Source organism: Sediminitomix flava (assembly GCF_003149185.1).
Taxonomy (GTDB): Bacteria; Bacteroidota; Bacteroidia; order Cytophagales; family Flammeovirgaceae; genus Sediminitomix; species Sediminitomix flava.
On the sequence record NZ_QGDO01000007.1, the window covers coordinates 240,155 to 257,437 of the forward strand.

At 34.4% G+C, this 17,283-nt stretch carries 19 protein-coding genes; 12 read left to right on the forward strand and 7 right to left on the reverse strand.

The features are described from left to right. The first annotated feature begins 21 nt into the window (after positions 1 to 21). The 7 genes from BC781_RS21495 (at position 22) to BC781_RS21525 (ending at position 6,373) form a co-directional block, all read left to right on the forward strand. Complete coding sequence (locus BC781_RS21495) at positions 22 to 732, forward strand: 2-phosphosulfolactate phosphatase (RefSeq protein ID WP_109621811.1); 711 nt, start codon at positions 22 to 24, stop codon at positions 730 to 732. Between the two features lie 11 nt (positions 733 to 743). Next, positions 744 to 1,208: an SsrA-binding protein SmpB gene (gene smpB, locus BC781_RS21500; RefSeq protein ID WP_109621813.1), complete on the forward strand. Its 465-nt coding sequence runs from the start codon at positions 744 to 746 to the stop codon at positions 1,206 to 1,208. A gap of 29 nt (positions 1,209 to 1,237) precedes the next feature. Continuing rightward, positions 1,238 to 2,059, forward strand: coding sequence for an aminotransferase class IV (locus BC781_RS21505; protein WP_109621815.1), 822 nt, complete (start codon positions 1,238 to 1,240; stop codon positions 2,057 to 2,059). 81 nt (positions 2,060 to 2,140) lie between these two features. Then, positions 2,141 to 2,722 (forward strand): DUF3109 family protein, encoded by a 582-nt coding sequence (locus BC781_RS21510; RefSeq protein ID WP_109621817.1) that lies wholly within the window; start codon positions 2,141 to 2,143, stop codon positions 2,720 to 2,722. A 74-nt stretch (positions 2,723 to 2,796) separates the two neighbouring features. Next, positions 2,797 to 3,330: an SRPBCC family protein gene (locus BC781_RS21515; protein WP_109621819.1), complete on the forward strand. Its 534-nt coding sequence runs from the start codon at positions 2,797 to 2,799 to the stop codon at positions 3,328 to 3,330. A gap of 152 nt (positions 3,331 to 3,482) precedes the next feature. Beyond that, positions 3,483 to 4,802, forward strand: a complete 1,320-nt coding sequence (gene mtaB, locus BC781_RS21520; RefSeq protein ID WP_109621821.1) for a tRNA (N(6)-L-threonylcarbamoyladenosine(37)-C(2))-methylthiotransferase MtaB — start codon at positions 3,483 to 3,485, stop codon at positions 4,800 to 4,802. A gap of 146 nt (positions 4,803 to 4,948) precedes the next feature. Beyond that, positions 4,949 to 6,373, forward strand: coding sequence for a PP2C family protein-serine/threonine phosphatase (locus tag BC781_RS21525; protein ID WP_109621823.1), 1,425 nt, complete (start codon positions 4,949 to 4,951; stop codon positions 6,371 to 6,373). A gap of 43 nt (positions 6,374 to 6,416) precedes the next feature. Here the strand turns inward: BC781_RS21525 and BC781_RS21530 are convergent, their stop codons facing one another. The 7 genes from BC781_RS21530 to BC781_RS21560 all read right to left on the reverse strand — a co-directional run bounded on the left by BC781_RS21530 (position 6,417) and on the right by BC781_RS21560 (position 12,983). Next, a complete protein-coding gene (locus tag BC781_RS21530; RefSeq protein WP_109621826.1) occupies positions 6,417 to 7,826 on the reverse strand; it encodes a tyrosine-type recombinase/integrase in 1,410 nt (469 codons plus the stop codon). 444 nt (positions 7,827 to 8,270) lie between these two features. Continuing rightward, positions 8,271 to 9,614 (reverse strand): acetyl-CoA carboxylase biotin carboxylase subunit, encoded by a 1,344-nt coding sequence (gene accC, locus BC781_RS21535; RefSeq protein WP_109621828.1) that lies wholly within the window; start codon positions 9,612 to 9,614, stop codon positions 8,271 to 8,273. A gap of 52 nt (positions 9,615 to 9,666) precedes the next feature. Next, positions 9,667 to 10,185 (reverse strand): acetyl-CoA carboxylase biotin carboxyl carrier protein, encoded by a 519-nt coding sequence (gene accB, locus BC781_RS21540; RefSeq protein WP_109621830.1) that lies wholly within the window; start codon positions 10,183 to 10,185, stop codon positions 9,667 to 9,669. An 81-nt stretch (positions 10,186 to 10,266) separates the two neighbouring features. Next, on the reverse strand, positions 10,267 to 10,833 hold the full coding sequence (efp, locus tag BC781_RS21545; RefSeq protein WP_109621832.1) for an elongation factor P: 567 nt from the start codon (positions 10,831 to 10,833) through the stop codon (positions 10,267 to 10,269). Between the two features lie 73 nt (positions 10,834 to 10,906). Next, positions 10,907 to 11,896 carry a beta-ketoacyl-ACP synthase III gene (locus BC781_RS21550; RefSeq protein WP_109621834.1) on the reverse strand — a complete coding sequence of 330 codons (990 nt, stop codon included), beginning with the start codon at positions 11,894 to 11,896 and terminating at the stop codon, positions 10,907 to 10,909. Positions 11,897 to 12,227: 331 nt separating this feature from the next. Next, positions 12,228 to 12,428, reverse strand: coding sequence for a 50S ribosomal protein L32 (rpmF, locus tag BC781_RS21555; RefSeq protein ID WP_109621836.1), 201 nt, complete (start codon positions 12,426 to 12,428; stop codon positions 12,228 to 12,230). A gap of 21 nt (positions 12,429 to 12,449) precedes the next feature. Next, complete coding sequence (locus tag BC781_RS21560; protein WP_109621838.1) at positions 12,450 to 12,983, reverse strand: YceD family protein; 534 nt, start codon at positions 12,981 to 12,983, stop codon at positions 12,450 to 12,452. A 202-nt stretch (positions 12,984 to 13,185) separates the two neighbouring features. Here BC781_RS21560 and BC781_RS21565 point away from each other — a divergent pair, with 202 nt between their 5' ends. The 5 genes from BC781_RS21565 to BC781_RS21585 all read left to right on the forward strand — a co-directional run bounded on the left by BC781_RS21565 (position 13,186) and on the right by BC781_RS21585 (position 17,273). Next, positions 13,186 to 13,893 carry a 16S rRNA (uracil(1498)-N(3))-methyltransferase gene (locus BC781_RS21565; RefSeq protein ID WP_109621840.1) on the forward strand — a complete coding sequence of 236 codons (708 nt, stop codon included), beginning with the start codon at positions 13,186 to 13,188 and terminating at the stop codon, positions 13,891 to 13,893. An 11-nt stretch (positions 13,894 to 13,904) separates the two neighbouring features. Then, a complete protein-coding gene (locus BC781_RS21570) occupies positions 13,905 to 14,576 on the forward strand; it encodes a DUF4159 domain-containing protein (RefSeq protein ID WP_109621953.1) in 672 nt (223 codons plus the stop codon). Positions 14,577 to 14,719: 143 nt separating this feature from the next. Then, a complete protein-coding gene (locus BC781_RS21575; protein ID WP_109621842.1) occupies positions 14,720 to 15,364 on the forward strand; it encodes a polysaccharide deacetylase family protein in 645 nt (214 codons plus the stop codon). Between the two features lie 252 nt (positions 15,365 to 15,616). Further along, entirely contained in the window at positions 15,617 to 16,864 is a 1,248-nt protein-coding gene (locus BC781_RS21580; protein WP_109621844.1) for an aminotransferase class I/II-fold pyridoxal phosphate-dependent enzyme, read from the forward strand. Positions 16,865 to 17,093: 229 nt separating this feature from the next. Further along, a complete protein-coding gene (locus BC781_RS21585; RefSeq protein ID WP_109621846.1) occupies positions 17,094 to 17,273 on the forward strand; it encodes a histone H1 in 180 nt (59 codons plus the stop codon). The last annotated feature ends 10 nt before the right edge of the window (positions 17,274 to 17,283 follow it).

The window sequence follows — 17,283 nt, forward strand, 5'->3', positions numbered from 1 at the left end:
GATTCAGCGAATTTTTAGAAAATGAGAAAAATAGAAGTTTGTTATACGCCTGAGCTTATCCAGCTTTATCCTTTAGAAGATAAGGTTGTAGTGGTTGTAGATGTCTTAAGAGCGACATCTTGCATGGTTGCAGGTTTGGCCAATGGTGTGAAAGAAGTGAGACCTGTAGCGTCAGTTGATGCAGCTTGGGAGATTGCAAAAGAGGGCTACATCACTGCTGGTGAGCGCAACGGAGTAAAGGTAGAAGGATTCCAAATCGGAAATTCGCCTTTTGAGCACATGGAAATGGGTAAGTCAAATGCTAAAATTGTCCAAACGACTACGAATGGTACATTAGCAATCGACAAATCGGCTTATGCTCCTCATGTCATTATAGGTGCAATGCTAAATGTTTCTGCAGTAGCAGAATACCTAAAAAAGTATGACCACGATGTGATTATTCATTGTGCAGGTTGGAAAGGCAAATACAGCTTAGAAGATTCTTTGTTCGCTGGAGCACTTTTAGAAAGACTAAAATCAGATTTTACAATTGGATGTGATGCAGGTTTGGCTGCTTTGACTATGTACAATGCGGTCAAAGATGATATTTTCGGATTTATGAAAACCTCATCACACGTTCAGAGACTCGGTAAATTAGGAGTTATTGACGACATTGAATATTGCTTAAAGGAAGATATATTTGATATTGTCCCTGTATTGGAAAATACAGCTATCGTAGTGCCTGAGCAATAATTTAGGAGAATATGGCTAAGAAGGAAAAGGCAGAATTCAAGAAAAATGTAAGTATAAAAAACCGTAAAGCTTCTCATGAATATCATTTTGTTGAGAAATTTACGGCAGGTATGGTATTGACAGGTACCGAAATCAAATCAATCAGACAGTCGAAAGTAAACATGCAAGATGCTTTCTGTCTTTTTGTAGGAGAGGAACTTTTTGTACGAAATATGCACATTGCACCTTATGAAATGTCCACTATGGTCAATCATGAGGCTAAAGCAGATCGTAAACTTCTATTGAATAAAAGAGAGCTGAGAAAAATTAAAGAAGCGCTCAAAGATCAAGGGGTTACGATAGTTCCTACATTTATGTACATTACTTCTAGAGGTTGGGCTAAAATCGAAATCGCGGTATCTAAGGGTAAAAAACTTTACGATAAGCGTCAAGATTTAAAAGCTAAAGATCAGAAGAGGGAAATGGGCAAATACTAATTCAATTTTTACGACTAACAAACAAGATCATGGTCAGCTATAATTTTGAACTGATTCCAGAGAAAAAGATAGGAGCGTTGAATTTAGATCGTGGGTTTCAATATGGAGACGGCTTATTTGAAACCATGATCTGTGAAAATGGACAGATTTTATTTTTAGAAGATCATTTGGAACGTCTTCGTAAAGGATTAAAAGCTTTACGTATTACCCCACCAAAGTCATTGAACAAAGAGACAATTATTTCTGAAGTTCGTTCTTTGGCTGAAGCTGATGGACTTGGTGATCATATTCGCGTAAAGTTAACCACTTGGCGAAAGGAGGGAGGTTTGTATACTCCAATTTCAAATGAAGCAAATGTCATGATTACAGTAAAGCCTGTTCAGCAACAGACTGATGAAAATTATTTTATCAAAACTGACTTTTGCGAAACTTCAACTGTAGCCTATTCAGCTGTCTCTTTCTGTAAAACTTTGTCTTCAATGTCATACGTTTTGGCCGGAATTGAGAAAAAAGAGAAAGAGGTCGATGATCTGATTATTTGTAATACAGAAGGGTATGTTGCTGAATTTATCAGTAGTAATATTTTCTGGATAAAAGATGATAAAGTCTACACTCCCAAATTAGAAACTGGATGTGTTGCTGGAATTAGTCGTAAAAACATTATTAAAGTACTAGAAAACCACGGTTATAAGGTAAAGAAAGTACTTGCCCGAAAATATGATCTTACTTATGCTGATGTGATTCTTTCTACAAATATTGCAGGAGTAAAGATCGTAAAAGAATTAGAAGGGAGAACTTACAATAGCCCAAGAGCATGGCGTACGCTTTTCCTTAAAGCATATGACCTCTAATGGTAATTATTAACAGCCTAATAGATTTATTTTAGGCTATTTTTGTGTTTTCTTTTTGAGAGAAAATACCTGTATTTCAGAATGATAGTAATAGACAACGTAATACTCAGCGACGATATTGCAGAAAAGCAATTTGTATGCGATCTCACCAAGTGTAAAGGAGCTTGTTGTATTGAAGGTGATTTAGGCGCTCCTTTGAATGAGGACGAACTCCAAAAATTAGAAGAGGTCTACGATGACGTAAAACCTTATCTGATGGAAAGAGGGGTTGAAGAGATTGAGAAACAAGGAAAATATATCAAAGATTTTGAAGGCGATTACTCAACTCCAACTATTGATGATAGAGAATGTGCATATGCTATCTATTTAGAAGATGGGACACTTTCTTGCGGGATTGAGAAGGCTTACAGAGATGGAAAGATTGATTATAGAAAACCAATCTCTTGTTATTTATATCCAATCAGAATCACTAAGTATGATAATTATGATGCTTTGAACTACGACAGATGGGACATTTGTGCAGATGCTTGTACCCTTGGTGAGAGTTTAAAAGTGGAAGTATATAAATTCTTGAAGCAGCCATTGACCGATAAATACGGGGCAGAATGGTATGCTAAGCTTGAAAAAGAGATTCAAGACCGAAAAGAAATTCTCGGTAAATAGAAAGTTACAAAATATTGAGTTTAGGTCTTAGAGGAAACTTTAAGACCTTTTTTTGAAGATTAAACTAATGACCAATGAAATTCTTTAGAAACCTTTTATTAGGGAGTGGCTCAATGATGCTACTATTATTTATCGTATCATCTTTCTTTCCATCTGATTTGGTAGTTCAAAGAGAAATCACAATTAATGCAACAAAAGCAGAAGTATACCAAGAAATAGCAATTCTCAGAAATTGGACACATTGGGCTTTATCAGAAGATGAAATAAAACAGGTACAAGGACAATTTGAAGGGAATATAGAAGGAACTGGTGCTACATATTCTTGGTATTTAGAAGACGGTGTTCAAAACCAAATGGAAATTACGAAAACAGAAGGTGATTCATTGATTGAAATGACGACAAAAACTTCAGCTGGATATTTAGCAACTACAACTTTTATAGTTAAGGATGTAAATGGGAAAACTAAAGTGACTTGGAATGAGATAAGCGATCTTGGATGGAATCCTGTAAATAAGATTTTGATAGGTTTAGTTGATGCTGAAAGTCAAATAGGAGAGAAGTATCAATTGGCTTTGGAAACGCTAAAAAACTATATAGAAAAAGAATAACTTTTAAGACTATTTGCAATAATTCGATTGTGATAGACTTATGAGATCATTAAAGTGTTTTCATGTAAAATGTTTTTCCGTACCTTTGCACGGATTTTTCAAAAAGAACAATGAATTAATTCAGATCGTTGAAGGATCTGAAGTCGTAGGATATGAAAAAAGTAGCATTTTATACATTAGGATGTAAATTGAATTTCTCTGAATCTTCTACAATTGGACGTCAGTTCGAAGAGAAAGGATATAAGAGAGTTGAATTTTCAGATACACCAGATATTTTCATAATTAATACCTGTTCGGTAACTGACAATGCAGACAAGAAGTGTCGTAAGATTGTAAAGGAGGCAAAGAAGATATCTCCTGATGCTTATATTGCAATTATTGGCTGCTATGCACAGTTAAAGCCTACCGAAATCGCGAATATAGAAGGTGTTGATGCTGTATTGGGTGCTGCAGAAAAATTCAGACTGCTTGAGCTGATTGACACTTTCAAGAAGGAAGATACAACTAAAGTTTTCGCTCAAGAAATTAAAGAAACTCGCTCTTTCGTAAGTGGTTTCTCAATGAACGACCGAACACGTACTTTCCTTAAAGTCCAAGATGGCTGTAACTACAATTGTACGTTCTGTACAATACCAATGGCAAGAGGTAAAAGTCGAAGTGGTACAATTGATTCTGTATTAGAAGATGCTCAAAAAGTAGGCGTATCAGACGTAAAAGAGGTTGTACTTACAGGTGTAAATATTGGAGACTTTGGTATCATAGATGGTAAGCGTGAAGTCCGTTTTTACGATCTGATCAAAGAACTTGACAAAGTAGAAGGAGTAGAGCGTTACCGTATTTCATCTATCGAACCTAACCTTCTTACTGAGGAAATTTTAGATTTCTGTCAAGATTCTGAAAAGTTTGTACCTCATTACCATATTCCGTTACAGTCTGGTTCAGATAAGATTTTACGTCTGATGAGAAGACGATATTTGAGAGACCTTTACAAACAAAGAGTTGATCAGATCAAAGACAGAGATCCTAATGCTTGTATTGGGGTTGATGTTATCGTTGGTTTCCCTGGTGAAACAGAAGAGGATTTCTTGGATACATACAATTTCTTGAATGAGTTAAATGTATCATACTTCCACGTATTCTCATATTCTGAAAGACCAAATACACCTGCTATAGACATGGAAGGTGTTGTAGATACTGGTGAAAGACACAGACGTTCTAAAATGCTTCGTATTCTTTCAGATAAAAAGAAAAGAGCATTCTATGAAACTCAGCTAGGAAGCAAGCAAGTAGCTCTATTTGAAGATGAAATTAAAGATGGATTTATGTATGGCTTTACGGAAAACTATGTGAAAGTTCGTGCTAAATATGATCCTATGCTTGTAAATGAGTTGAAGGAAGTAGAGTTAGTAGCGATAAATGATGATTTGACTGTTGAGGTTAAAGAGCCAGAAATTGTTTACGAATCGCATTAATCATAAATTCATTTAGAGAAAATAGCCAAATCTTAAATTAAAGATTTGGCTTTTTTTTTATATAAGCATATATCTTTTTGAAGGACAGCTTCGTTATTTAATAACGTGTATATCATCGCTTACTTTTTATCAATACCAGCTAGAACATGAACCAAGAAATAACAAACAACTATACTGGATTAAACAGTATAAGTAACTTTATTAAAAGCCAAGAAAATAAGAAAAGAGAACTCTTTAAAGGCTCGATGATAGTAATCGCTATCTCATGTGTTCTTTATGTTGTACTCATGTATTTTGTGGAATATTTCAGTGGCGCTATTATAGCGTCTACGATAGGTACAGCGATGATTGGCTTGATCTTTCTAAACAAGAGAAATATTCTTAAAGAAGAAACCCTACATACAATTTATCCAATATTACTTCATTCCCTTATTTTAGGTATAATATGTACAAGTGGAGGGGTTAAATCACCAGGTACAGTTTGGTACGGAGGTGTATTTACCGAGTCATTTTTTTACGGAGGATTAAAAAAAGGTCGTATTTCAAGTGGATTTGCCATCGTTGCACTTATTTTTATTTCCATTCTAGAATTTTCAGGTGTTCAAATTCCAAATCACTTGAATCCTAATTATGTTGAGGTGATCACCTATCCGACTTATATCGGTTTTTTAGCCTGCTTAATTTATGTACTTTATACTTATCAAAAATGGAATGTCGATGCTCAGAATAGCTTAAAAGATCTGACGGATGAAATTCTCACTCAGAATGAAGAATTAAATCAACAAAAAGAGGAAATTTCATCTCAAAATGAGCACTTAGCTAACTTCCAAAAGTTGATGTATTCTAGCCTAAACTATGGACGTAAAATACAAACATCTGTATTCAATTATACCAAAGAATTGAAGAGTGTTTTTAAAGACTCATTTGTATACCAAAGACCAAGAAATATTGTAAGTGGTGATTTCTATTGGTTTCAATCCATTGATGATAAGCATATTTTAGTAGTTACGGATTGTACAGGACATGGAGTACCGAGTGCTTTCTTGACATTATTAGCCTCGTCGTATTTGAAGAAAATTATAGATGAACAACAAATCACTGACCCTTCTTTAATACTCCAACAAATGAACAGATTGATACTGGATGAATTTAATGAAGAAAGAAATGAAGGGATGGACATGGGAATTGCTGTTTTTGACCTAAAGAAAGAAAAATTGGTCTATAGCGGTGCTAAAGTTCCATTATATCAAGTTCGAGATGGTAATATCCAAGAAATTAAAGGGAGTGTTTACCCAATAGGTGACGCGCGTCAGTTAGATAAGAAATATGAAACTATAAATATTGATCTCAGAACTGAGGATACATATTATTTAGCTTCAGATGGCTTCCAAGACCAATTTGGAGGAGATAAAGATCGTAAGTTTATGAAAAAGAAGTTCAGAGAACTACTTCATTCTTATGAAGGTATGTCTATGAATGTTCAAAGACGAAGATTGGAACAAACCTACAATAGCTGGAAGGGAAGTCAATCTCAAACAGATGACATTATCGTGGTTGGTGTTAAAATATAATGTAATAGTAAGGCTTGTAATTAAATTACAAGCCTTTTTTATGTTACCATGTTTCTTTCATCTTCTTTATTTCATCTTCTGACATTTCATACACTCTTTGCATGGTGTCAGATAGTTTGTCTGCTAAGTAATATTTTTCAGTTACATCAACAGATTCATGACACAGTAATTTACTAGTCATGAGTAATCCATATTTGTCTATTGTATTATATGCAAAAGTATGCCTTAGGCTATGTAATGAAATAGGGTAATGTTTACCATGTTTCCATACTTCTTTCAGCTCTATTCGTTTTAAAAAATTGCTAAAGTGAGCAGACATTGAAGAGCTATTTTCTCCTTTAAATCCTAAAATTCGGTCATTACTTTTTATCGAATGCTTTTTAATATAGTCTTCTAAAAGGTTAGAAAGGGTAGGCGGCATTGGTAATGTCCGTTTATTATTCTTTCCCTTAAGCCACAAATCTACCTTATTATATTCGAAGTTGATATCTGAAGGAGTGAGGTGCAACATGCTAGAAGCTCTTAATCCCATTTGAAGCCCCAACTGTATGATAAGTGTCTGTTTTTCATCCGCCTCATTTAGCATTTTATAAATATAATTCTCTGGTATAGCAATCCTTACGATACTTTCTTCATCATCTTGTTTTGGTTTTAGATTTAAAATCCGTTTGATTTCTTCAGATGATCTATGAAAGTTTTGACCTCTCTCATTATAAGGTGTTTCTGCCTCTAAGTTTTCTAGATAGAACTGACAAAACACTTTAATCCATTTTAGATACTTATTTAAAGAGCTGACTTTAAGGTGATTCTTTGACTCAAGATATTCGTTAACTAACAGAACGGTTATTTGAAAATTCTCATTTTGTTTTATTCTTACCCAATCTAAAAATTTTGAAACGATATCCGTAGCGTCCTTTGGGTACTTCGTTTCTCTTGTAAGTTTGGAATGTGTCTTTAACCAAGCTTTAAATGCAGATAGGATAGGGGTTTCTTTTATCAATTGCTGGGCAGACTGATCTTGACTAACCCTTTGTATTTGTTGTTGAGTAAGCCAAGGTATAAAGCCCTTCAATTCAGGGTATTTTCTATATGAAGAATGATAAGCCTTGAAATTGTATAATCTATTCTGTGTAAAGTCTCCTCGTTCAACTTTTACTTCTAAATAATTCACATAGCCATTGAAGCTCGTTACAGGATCTTGAATATAACCCCTTTGATATTCAATTAGATATAATAGAAAGTGTTTTAAGTTCGATTTTGCTTTGGCAAGTAAGTCTTTGTTTACCCTTACAATTTCAGATGTGTATTCCTCTGAACCTTCAGATAGTTGAATTACTAAATAGTCGTGATAAAGTGTTATTACATCTTCTATATACCAAGCGACACTATTCTGTAAAGGTGAAAGTTCATTTGTTAATGCATTTGTATTTAAAGTGGTTAGTGAATCGTTCATTTTCTCTCAATTGGCTTATTCATATCAAATCTACAAATAAAAATATCATATCTGAACTACAAAAACTCTAAAAAAATAATATTTCACATTATTAAACATATGATTAATATTACATTATCAAATATGCGTTATACCGCGTACGCGATAACGCACATATCTAATTATTATATTAATTATTCTTACATTATAAACTTCCTAGAGGAAGGTATATGTAAGGTTGGTTAATTGTATAAATGATTCTAATTATTGGGGACTCTATTTATAAACAGAAATTGACAGGTATTTAGATTTTTTAAGGAATGATCGCTACTATTTAGTATTAACATTTTATACAAATGCATTAACATTTAGTGAACGTAAATTAGGTCATGTATTTTTGGGTATAAAAAAAGACCACTGGTCGTCACCAGTGGTCTTTTTTATATTAATTTATGTTACTCTCTATTAAAGAGTTTCATAAGAGTTTTCATCTAGGAATTTCGTTGTAAAATCTCCTGATTTGAATTGCTCATTATCCATTAGTTTCAAATGGAATGGTATCGTTGTTTTAATACCTTCAATCACAAACTCTTTCAAAGCACGTTTCATACGCGTTACAACTTCTTCACGAGTTGGAGCTTTCACAATAAGCTTTGCAATCATTGAATCATAGTTTGGAGGAATTACGTAGCCTGCGTATACATGGCTATCTACTCTAACTCCCAATCCACCAGGGAAATGCAATGATTCAATTTTACCAGGTGACGGACGGAAATCATTAGCTGGATCTTCAGCATTAATACGACATTCCATCACGCACATTTGTGGTTCTTGGTTTCCAACAGTAAGTTCCACTCCTGCTGCTGCTTTGATTTGTTCTTTAATCAAATCAACATCAGTAGCTTCTTCTGTCACAGGGTGTTCCACTTGAATACGAGTATTCATCTCCATGAAATAGAAATCTCCGTATTTATCAAGCAAGAATTCAACAGTACCAGCTCCTTCGTAATTGATGGCTTTAGCACCTGCGATAGCTGCAGCACCCATCTTTTCTCTAATTTCAGGAGTCAAAGCTGGAGAAGGTGTTTCTTCTACTAACTTTTGGTGTCTACGCTGGATAGAACAATCACGTTCCGACAAGTGGAAAGCGTTTCCGTGAGCATCTCCAAGTACTTGAATTTCAACGTGACGAGGTTCAACTACGAATTTCTCAAGGTACATACCGTCATTACCAAATGCAGCACCAGCCTCTTGACGAGCACTGTCCCAAGCTTTTTGGAATTCAGATGGTTCGTTTACGATACGCATACCTCTACCACCACCACCAGCAGTAGCTTTCAAAATTACTGGATAGCCAACTACCTCTGCAACTTCAAGACCTTGTTGAACTGAGTCAAGCAATCCGTCAGAACCAGGAATTGTTGGTACACCAGCTGCTTTCATTGTTGCTTTAGCTGTTGCTTTATCACCCATTCCTAGGATCATTTCAGCATCTGCACCAATAAATTTAATGTTATTCTCCTCACAAATTTTAGAGAATTTGTCATTCTCAGCTAAGAATCCATATCCAGGGTGGATTGCATCAGAATTTGTAATTTCTGCTGCTGCAATGATTCTTTGAATATCCAAGTATGACTGTGGACTTGGGGCTGGTCCTATACAAACAGCTTCATCTGCAAATTTCACATGAAGACTGTTTTTATCTGCTGTAGAATAAACCGCTACTGACTTAATTCCCATTTCGGAACAAGCACGGATTACTCTTAATGCGATCTCTCCCCTATTCGCAACTAATATTTTCTTAAACACAATGATGGTCGTTTGTTCAAAAAATGGAAAGTTTAAATATCACTTTCCTTAATTATGAAGGGTCAACTAAGAATAGTGGCTGATCATATTCAACTGGAGTTGCGTTATCTACCAAGATTTTAACAATCTTACCAGAAACTTCTGACTCAATTTCGTTGAATAACTTCATAGCTTCAATGATACAAACTACTTCTCCAGATTTAACTGTATCTCCAACCTCTTTAAATTGAGGTGAATCTGGATTTGGTGAAGTATAGAAAGTACCAATCATTGGTGACTTAATCGTAATATAATTATCTGAATTGTCAGATTCTGTAGATACAACTGGTGCAGGAGCTGGAGCGGCAGTTTCAACAACTGGTGCAGCTACAGGAGCGGATGCAACTGGTGCTGCTGCTACAGGAGCTGGAGCTGGCGCAGCTCTAAATAAAGAATTATCTGAAGATGCTGCTGCAACTGTATCCGCATCTCTTTTAATATGTAATTTAATTTCTGAAGTCTCAAGGTTAACTTGATTTAAACCTGAGTTAGCAATAAAGCTGATTAAATCCTTAATTTCTAAAGCGTTCATCTGACATCAAATAGTTGGTCTAACAAAAAAAATATAAATGAAAAGTCGTAAATGAATAATCCTTCATTTACGACTTTTGGTCTATTGTTTAACTCTTTCGGAGTATGATCTATCTTCTGTATTTACCTTAATCACGTCACCTTCGTTGATAAACAAAGGAACTTGAATAATAGCACCAGTTTCCATCGTAGCAGGTTTTGTAGCATTTGTAGCTGTATCACCTTTAACACCTGGCTCAGAATAAGTAACTGAAAGAATAACATATTGAGGCAAGTCTACACCCAATACTTTTTCTTGTTCAGCATGTACAAGAATTTCAACATCTTGTCCATCTTTCATTAAATCTGCATTTTCAACAAGATCCTCTTCAACTGCGATCTGATCGAAAGTTTCCATATTCATGAAGTTGTATCCAAAATCATCCTTGTATACAAATTGATGAGGACGTCTCTCAATACGTGCTGTTGTAATCTTATGTCCAGAAGAGAATGTGTTATCTACTACTTTACCAGTAGAAACATTCTTAAGCTTCGTACGAACAAAAGCAGGTCCTTTACCTGGTTTTACATGTTGAAAATCAATCACCATGTAAAGACCATTGTTAAATTCTAAGCAAACACCCTTTTTAATATCTGCTGTTGTTGCCATTGTAATTCTTATTTATTTCTTAAAATTACCTTTCAATATTAATCTATCGAAGATACAAATATATCAAAGAAAATTAATATGCCCACTTTACATAGACAGAACCCCATGTAAATCCGCCTCCAAAGGCAGCTAAAACGATATTATCGCCTTTATTTAACTTATTTTCGTAATCATTTAAGCACAATGGAATCGTAGCTGCAGTAGTGTTTCCATATCTTTCGATATTCATCATTACTTTCTCTTCCCCTACTCCCATTCTTCTAGCTGTAGCATCAATGATACGTTTGTTAGCTTGATGAGGAACTAGGTAAGCAACGTCATCACTACTCAATTTGTTGCGATCCATAATTTCTGCAGCGACATCAGCCATAGCAGTCACAGCATATTTAAATACTGTTCGACCATCTTGTTTTGCAAAATGTTCTTTTGCCATTACAGTTTCCACAGAAGCAGGCTTAAGACTACCTCCTGCAGGCATTTTTAATGCATCAGGACCATTAACTCCGTCTGTTTTCAAGACAAAGTCCATAATTCCTTCCTCTTCAGTTGTAGCCTCCAACAATACAGCTCCTGCTCCATCACCAAACAGAACACAAGTTGTACGATCTGTATAATCGACAATACTAGACATCTTGTCTGCTCCAACTACAACTACTTTTTTATACTTTCCAGTTTCAATAAACTGAGAAGCTGTAGATAATGCATATACAAATCCAGAACAAGCGGCTAAAACATCATAAGAAAATGCATTTACAGCTCCTACTTGTCCTGCAATGATATTTGCTGTTGCAGGGAAAAGCATGTCTGGAGTAACAGTTGCACAGATGATCAAATCAATTTCCTCTGGAGAAGTATTGGTTTTTTCAAGAACATCTTTAACAGCTCGAACTCCCATATAAGAGGTACCCTTCTCACCTTTAAGTATTCGACGCTCTTTGATACCTGTTCTTTCCATGATCCAAGCATCATTTGTGTCTACTAATTCTTCCAGCTCTTTATTGTCTAGAATATAATCTGGTAGAAATTTTCCTACACCTGTTATGGCTGCTCTTAGTTTAGTCATCTATAAAAATTGTTTACTCCACACAAAAAACTTTAAAGCATTTACTCCAAATCGATGTTCTGACTTGAAATATTTTGACAAATGTAACAGAATTTGACTAAAGTCAGTATCCTTAATTAAGAAATAATAATCTATGATTGATTAATATTTCAGAATACTTAGACTCGAATAGCCTACTGCCACAAATAAAATGCATCAAAATATAAATATATCAGTAACAAATACATTTTTAGCACAACATTGTGAAAAAATTGTAATTTAATCTTTTTGGTAAAAAAAAGAGGTTCTCAGTACAGAGAACCTCTTTCATTATATAAGATATCTTGCAGAATTACTCAGCAATTTCTTCTTCACTGTTATCGATAACAACGTTACCTCTGTAGTATAATTTACCTTCAGACCAGTAAGCTCTGTGCATCAAGTGCGGCTCACCAGTTGTAGGACATACTGCTACAGCTGGAAGAGTTAACTTTTGGTGAGTTCTTCTCTTATTTCTTCTTTGTTTCGATATTTTCCTTTTAGGATGTGCCATTATTTAATCTTTTTTATATCGTTATTTAAGTTTTTTCAATTTTTCCCAACGTGGATCAATAGGTTTATCCTCTTCTTCCTCGTCTTCTTCTATTACATTTCCTGTAGAGAAATAAGCTGAAGTATCATCTTCATCCTCTACTCCATCCATGTAATCTGGATGAATTCTTCTAGTAGGCAAAGCCAACAGAATAAAATCATATAACAGTTGTTGAAGGTCAATTTCTGATTCGTTGAAAGGAATCAGGCATATTTCTTCAGAAATCTCTTCATGACGATCGCCGTATTTGAAAAAGTATTTCTCATTTACTTTCACATCATAATCAAATGGCTCAAGACTTCGATCACAGATCAAAATCACTTTACCAGAGATTTCAATATCAACTCGTATCATCGTAGATGATTTGTCGAGCTTAACTTTAGCAATACAGTTAGCATCTTGTAAATAGTCAACTTCATATTGCTCAAAAAGCTTTAGGTCTACAGGAAATTGGTAATCATGCTTACCTTCTTTTAGACCAAAAACTTCAATCGTAAAATCACTTTTACGCTTCACGACTGTATAATTTAGGGTGCAAATTTACTAATTCTATCTTCTAATGAAAAAAATATCTATAAAAATATTTCGTTCATTCTTCAAAGATAATTATTCTTTCTTAAAAATGTATGAGATCTAGCCTACCTTTTACCTAAAAACATCACTTATCAAATATCTTTGGCTAATTTTGGGCTATTAATTGAAAGAACAAAAATTGTCTATGAGAATATTTTATGAACCATCATTATCTCCAGAGCAAACAACAATCCATCTAAACCAAGATGATTCAAAGCATGCAATCAAGGTTTTGAGATTAAAAAATGGAGATGAAGTATTACTTACCGATGGTAAAGGATATTTTTATGAATCTGTCATTTCGGATTCTAACCCTAAAAAATGCTTATTAGAGATTGTAAAGGTTGAAAAACAAGAGAAAAACCAAAGTTATTCTGTACATATAGCTATCGCGCCTACTAAAAATATGGACAGAATTGAGTATTTTGTTGAAAAGGCTGCTGAATTTGGTATTGACCAAATCACATTCTTTACATCTAAGAATTCAGAACGAAAAGTACTAAAAGTAGATAGAATTGAAAGAATACTAGTTTCTGCAATTAAACAATCAAAAAAGGCTTATTTACCAATTATTTCAGAACTGCAGCCATTTGAAGCATGTTTGAAAAATATACAAGAAAGTGAGCGTTTTATTGCTTATGTTCCTGAAAACCCTGAACATCATTTCTTCAAAGAGTTACCAAAAAGTACGGAGAGTATCATTTTTGTAGGCCCTGAAGGAGGATTTACACCTGAAGAAATTGAATTAGCTAAATCTTACAATGTCAAACCCGTTAGTTTAGGTAATTCAAGACTTAGAACAGAAACTGCAGGAATAGCTTCTTGTCAAATTATTCACTTGAAAAACTTATAACCAATAGATTTATGAAATACATCCGCACACTAATTTTATTGTCTTTATTTATATTCTCTGCTGTAGGAATTTCTTTTGCTCAAAACTCAGCATATAAAATTGCTAAGCTAAAATACAATGGAGGCGGTGATTGGTATGCGAATAAAACGGCTCTTCCAAATCTTATAGATTATTGTAATACATATTTGGGAACAAACATCGCTGTAGAAGAAGAGGTCGTAGAAGTCGGAAGTAATGAGCTTTTCTCCTATCCTTATGTGTATATGACTGGTCACGGTAATGTCGTTCTTTCGGAAATAGAAGCTCAAAACCTTAGAAACTATCTGATATCTGGTGGTTTTTTGCACATAGATGACAATTATGGCTTGGACAAATTCATTCGCATAGAGATGAAAAAGGTCTTTCCTGAATTAGAATTTGTTGAATTACCATTCGATCATCCGATATATCACATGAAATATGACTTCCCAAATGGATTACCTAAAATTCATGAACATGACGGAAAGTCTCCTCAAGGCTTCGGGTTAATATATGAGGGAAGACTTATCTGTTTTTATACTTATGAGTCTGATCTAGGGAATGGATGGGAAGATCAAGTTGTCCATGGAGATCCTGAAGAAATAAGACAACAAGCACTTAAAATGGGTGCTAATATCATCTCATTTGCTTGTATGAACTACTAATTAATCGATCAAAATTAGTCTATTAAAGACCGTAATGATCCCTGCATCTATAAAAAAAGATGTAGGGATTTTTTATATTTTTTATTTGATTTTTAATAGTACATAAAATGTATGTAGTTTGTCTTTAATAATAAAGGCTGAGTATGATTAAGAAGACTAATTACTTTTTTAGAAAAATATTATACCCACAGCTTACTTGGAAAGTAGAAACTGACTCAAAAGAAATTTATTTAACCTTTGATGACGGGCCTATTCCAAGAGTAACTGAATGGGTTTTGAAAACATTGAAAGAATATAATGCAAAAGCTACTTTCTTTTGTGTAGGAGATAATATTAGAAAACATCCAGATGTTTTTAAGAAAGTTCTAAATGATGGACATGCAATAGGGAATCACACATTTAATCACTTAAAGGGTTGGACGACTCTTAATGATCATTACTTTGAAAATATAAGTCTATGTCAATCTGAAATGACTAAATACGTTCAACCTAAAGGAAAACCTCTGTTTAGGCCTCCTCATGGTCAGATTACCTATCCACAAATAACACAGCTTACCGATGAATATGAAATAATTATGTGGCATGTGTTAACCATGGACTACGAAAGTAAGTTAGATGAAGAAAAGTGCTTAGATTCAGCGATTAAAAACACTGAAAAGGGTTCAATTGTTGTTTTTCATGACAGCCTGAAGGCAGAAAAGAACCTTTATTATGTTCTTCCTCGTTTTTTACAATACTTTAAGAATAAAGGATATAAGTTTAATAAAATGCCAACTAATACTATCTAAACTAGTGTTATGCTGTTATGTGTAGTAAGTTGGTTATCAATTGTTAATAACTTCTATTAACGAAAACTAATTGAAAGCGGTAAGTGTATGATTATTTGCAGTTTTTGATGTAAAAAAAGCGTTTAATCACTGTTTTACCCTATGTTTTCACTCTTTAGATGGGTTAGAATCTTTTGATTAAAAAAGGTTTCATCGTAAATTTGAGTGTTTCTTAGATTTAATAAGACATTATTAATATAAAAATAGAACAAGGTGGACTTATTTGAAAAGCTTTTACAAGACAGAGGACCTCTAGGTAGTCACTCGAAATATGCACATGGATATTTTACCTTCCCTAAGTTAGAAGGTGAGATTGCACCAAGAATGCAATTTAGAGGTAAAGAAGTACTTACTTGGAGTTTGAATAACTACTTAGGTTTAGCGAATCACCCTGAAGTAAGAAAAGCTGACGCTCAAGCTGCAGCAGATTGGGGATTGGCTTATCCAATGGGTGCTCGTATGATGTCTGGTAATTCAAATGTGATAGAAGAATTTGAATCTCAGCTTAGTGCTTTCGTAGGTAAAGAAGATACTATGATCCTTAACTTCGGTTACCAAGGTATCATGTCAGTGATTGATGCTCTTCTTGACCGTAGAGATGTAGTAGTTTATGACTCTGAATGCCACGCTTGTATTATTGATGGTTTGAGAATGTTCCCAGGAAAGCGTTTTGTTTTCCCTCACAATAACATCGATAACTGTGAAAAGCAGCTTCAGAGAGCTGAAAAAATTGCAGCACAAACAGGTGGTGCTATCTTGGTAATTACTGAAGGTGTATTCGGTATGCTAGGTGACCAAGGTAATTTGAAAGATATCGTTGCGCTTAAAGATAAATATAACTTCCGTCTTCTTATTGATGATGCTCACGGTTTCGGTACACTTGGTGAAACAGGTGCTGGTGCAGCAGAAGAGCAAGGAGTAACAGAAGGTGTAGATATTTACTTCTCTACATTCGCTAAATCAATGGCAAGTGTTGGTGCATTTGTTTCATCAGATGAGCAAGTAATTGAATACTTGAGATACAATACTCGTTCTCAAATCTTCGCGAAAACTCTTCCAATGCCTCTAGTTGTTGGTAACATGAAGCGTTTGGAAATGTTGAAATCAATGCCAGAATTGAAGAATAAGCTTTGGGAAGTAGCAACTGCTCTTCAAGATGGCTTAAGAGCGAAAGGTTTTGATTTAGGTGAGACTCAATCTCCAGTTACTCCAGTAATGTTGAAAGGTGGAGTGAATGAAGCTACTAACCTAACAATGGACCTTCGTGAAAACTTCAATATTTTCTGTTCAGTGGTTGCATACCCAGTAGTTCCTAAAGATGTGATCATGTTACGTCTTATCCCTACAGCAATGCACAGCTTGAAAGATGTTGAAGAAACAATTGTTGCTTTCGAAGCAGTAAAAGGTAAGCTAGAGAGTGGCGAATACGCTAGATCAGCAGAACCTCAAGTGGCAAAATAATTTTATAATTATACTTAGGAGGCATTGTAAATGTCTCCTTTTTTGTACAAATTCAATTTTTTTACATAGAAACCTTTCTAATACTTCTATAATTGCATAGATTGAAGCATTAAATCGCTGTTTTTTACAAAAAAAAAGGCATTTTTTTAAAATCGCGGTTTAGAATTTAACCAAGAATTTCTATCTTGCTTATTAGAAGTTTCACATAAAACGCTTAAATAATACAGTAATGGAAAAATTTGATCAACTTGTTAAACTAATCGAAGAGACAAAATCTGACGCAGACAAATTCTACAACAGCGACGTTCAAGCTGCAGGTACACGCGTTAGAGGTAAAATGCAAGAAATTAAAAAACTAGCTCAAGATATCAGAGTTGAGGTACAAGACATTAAAAACTCTAAGAAGTAGTCTTATTTCT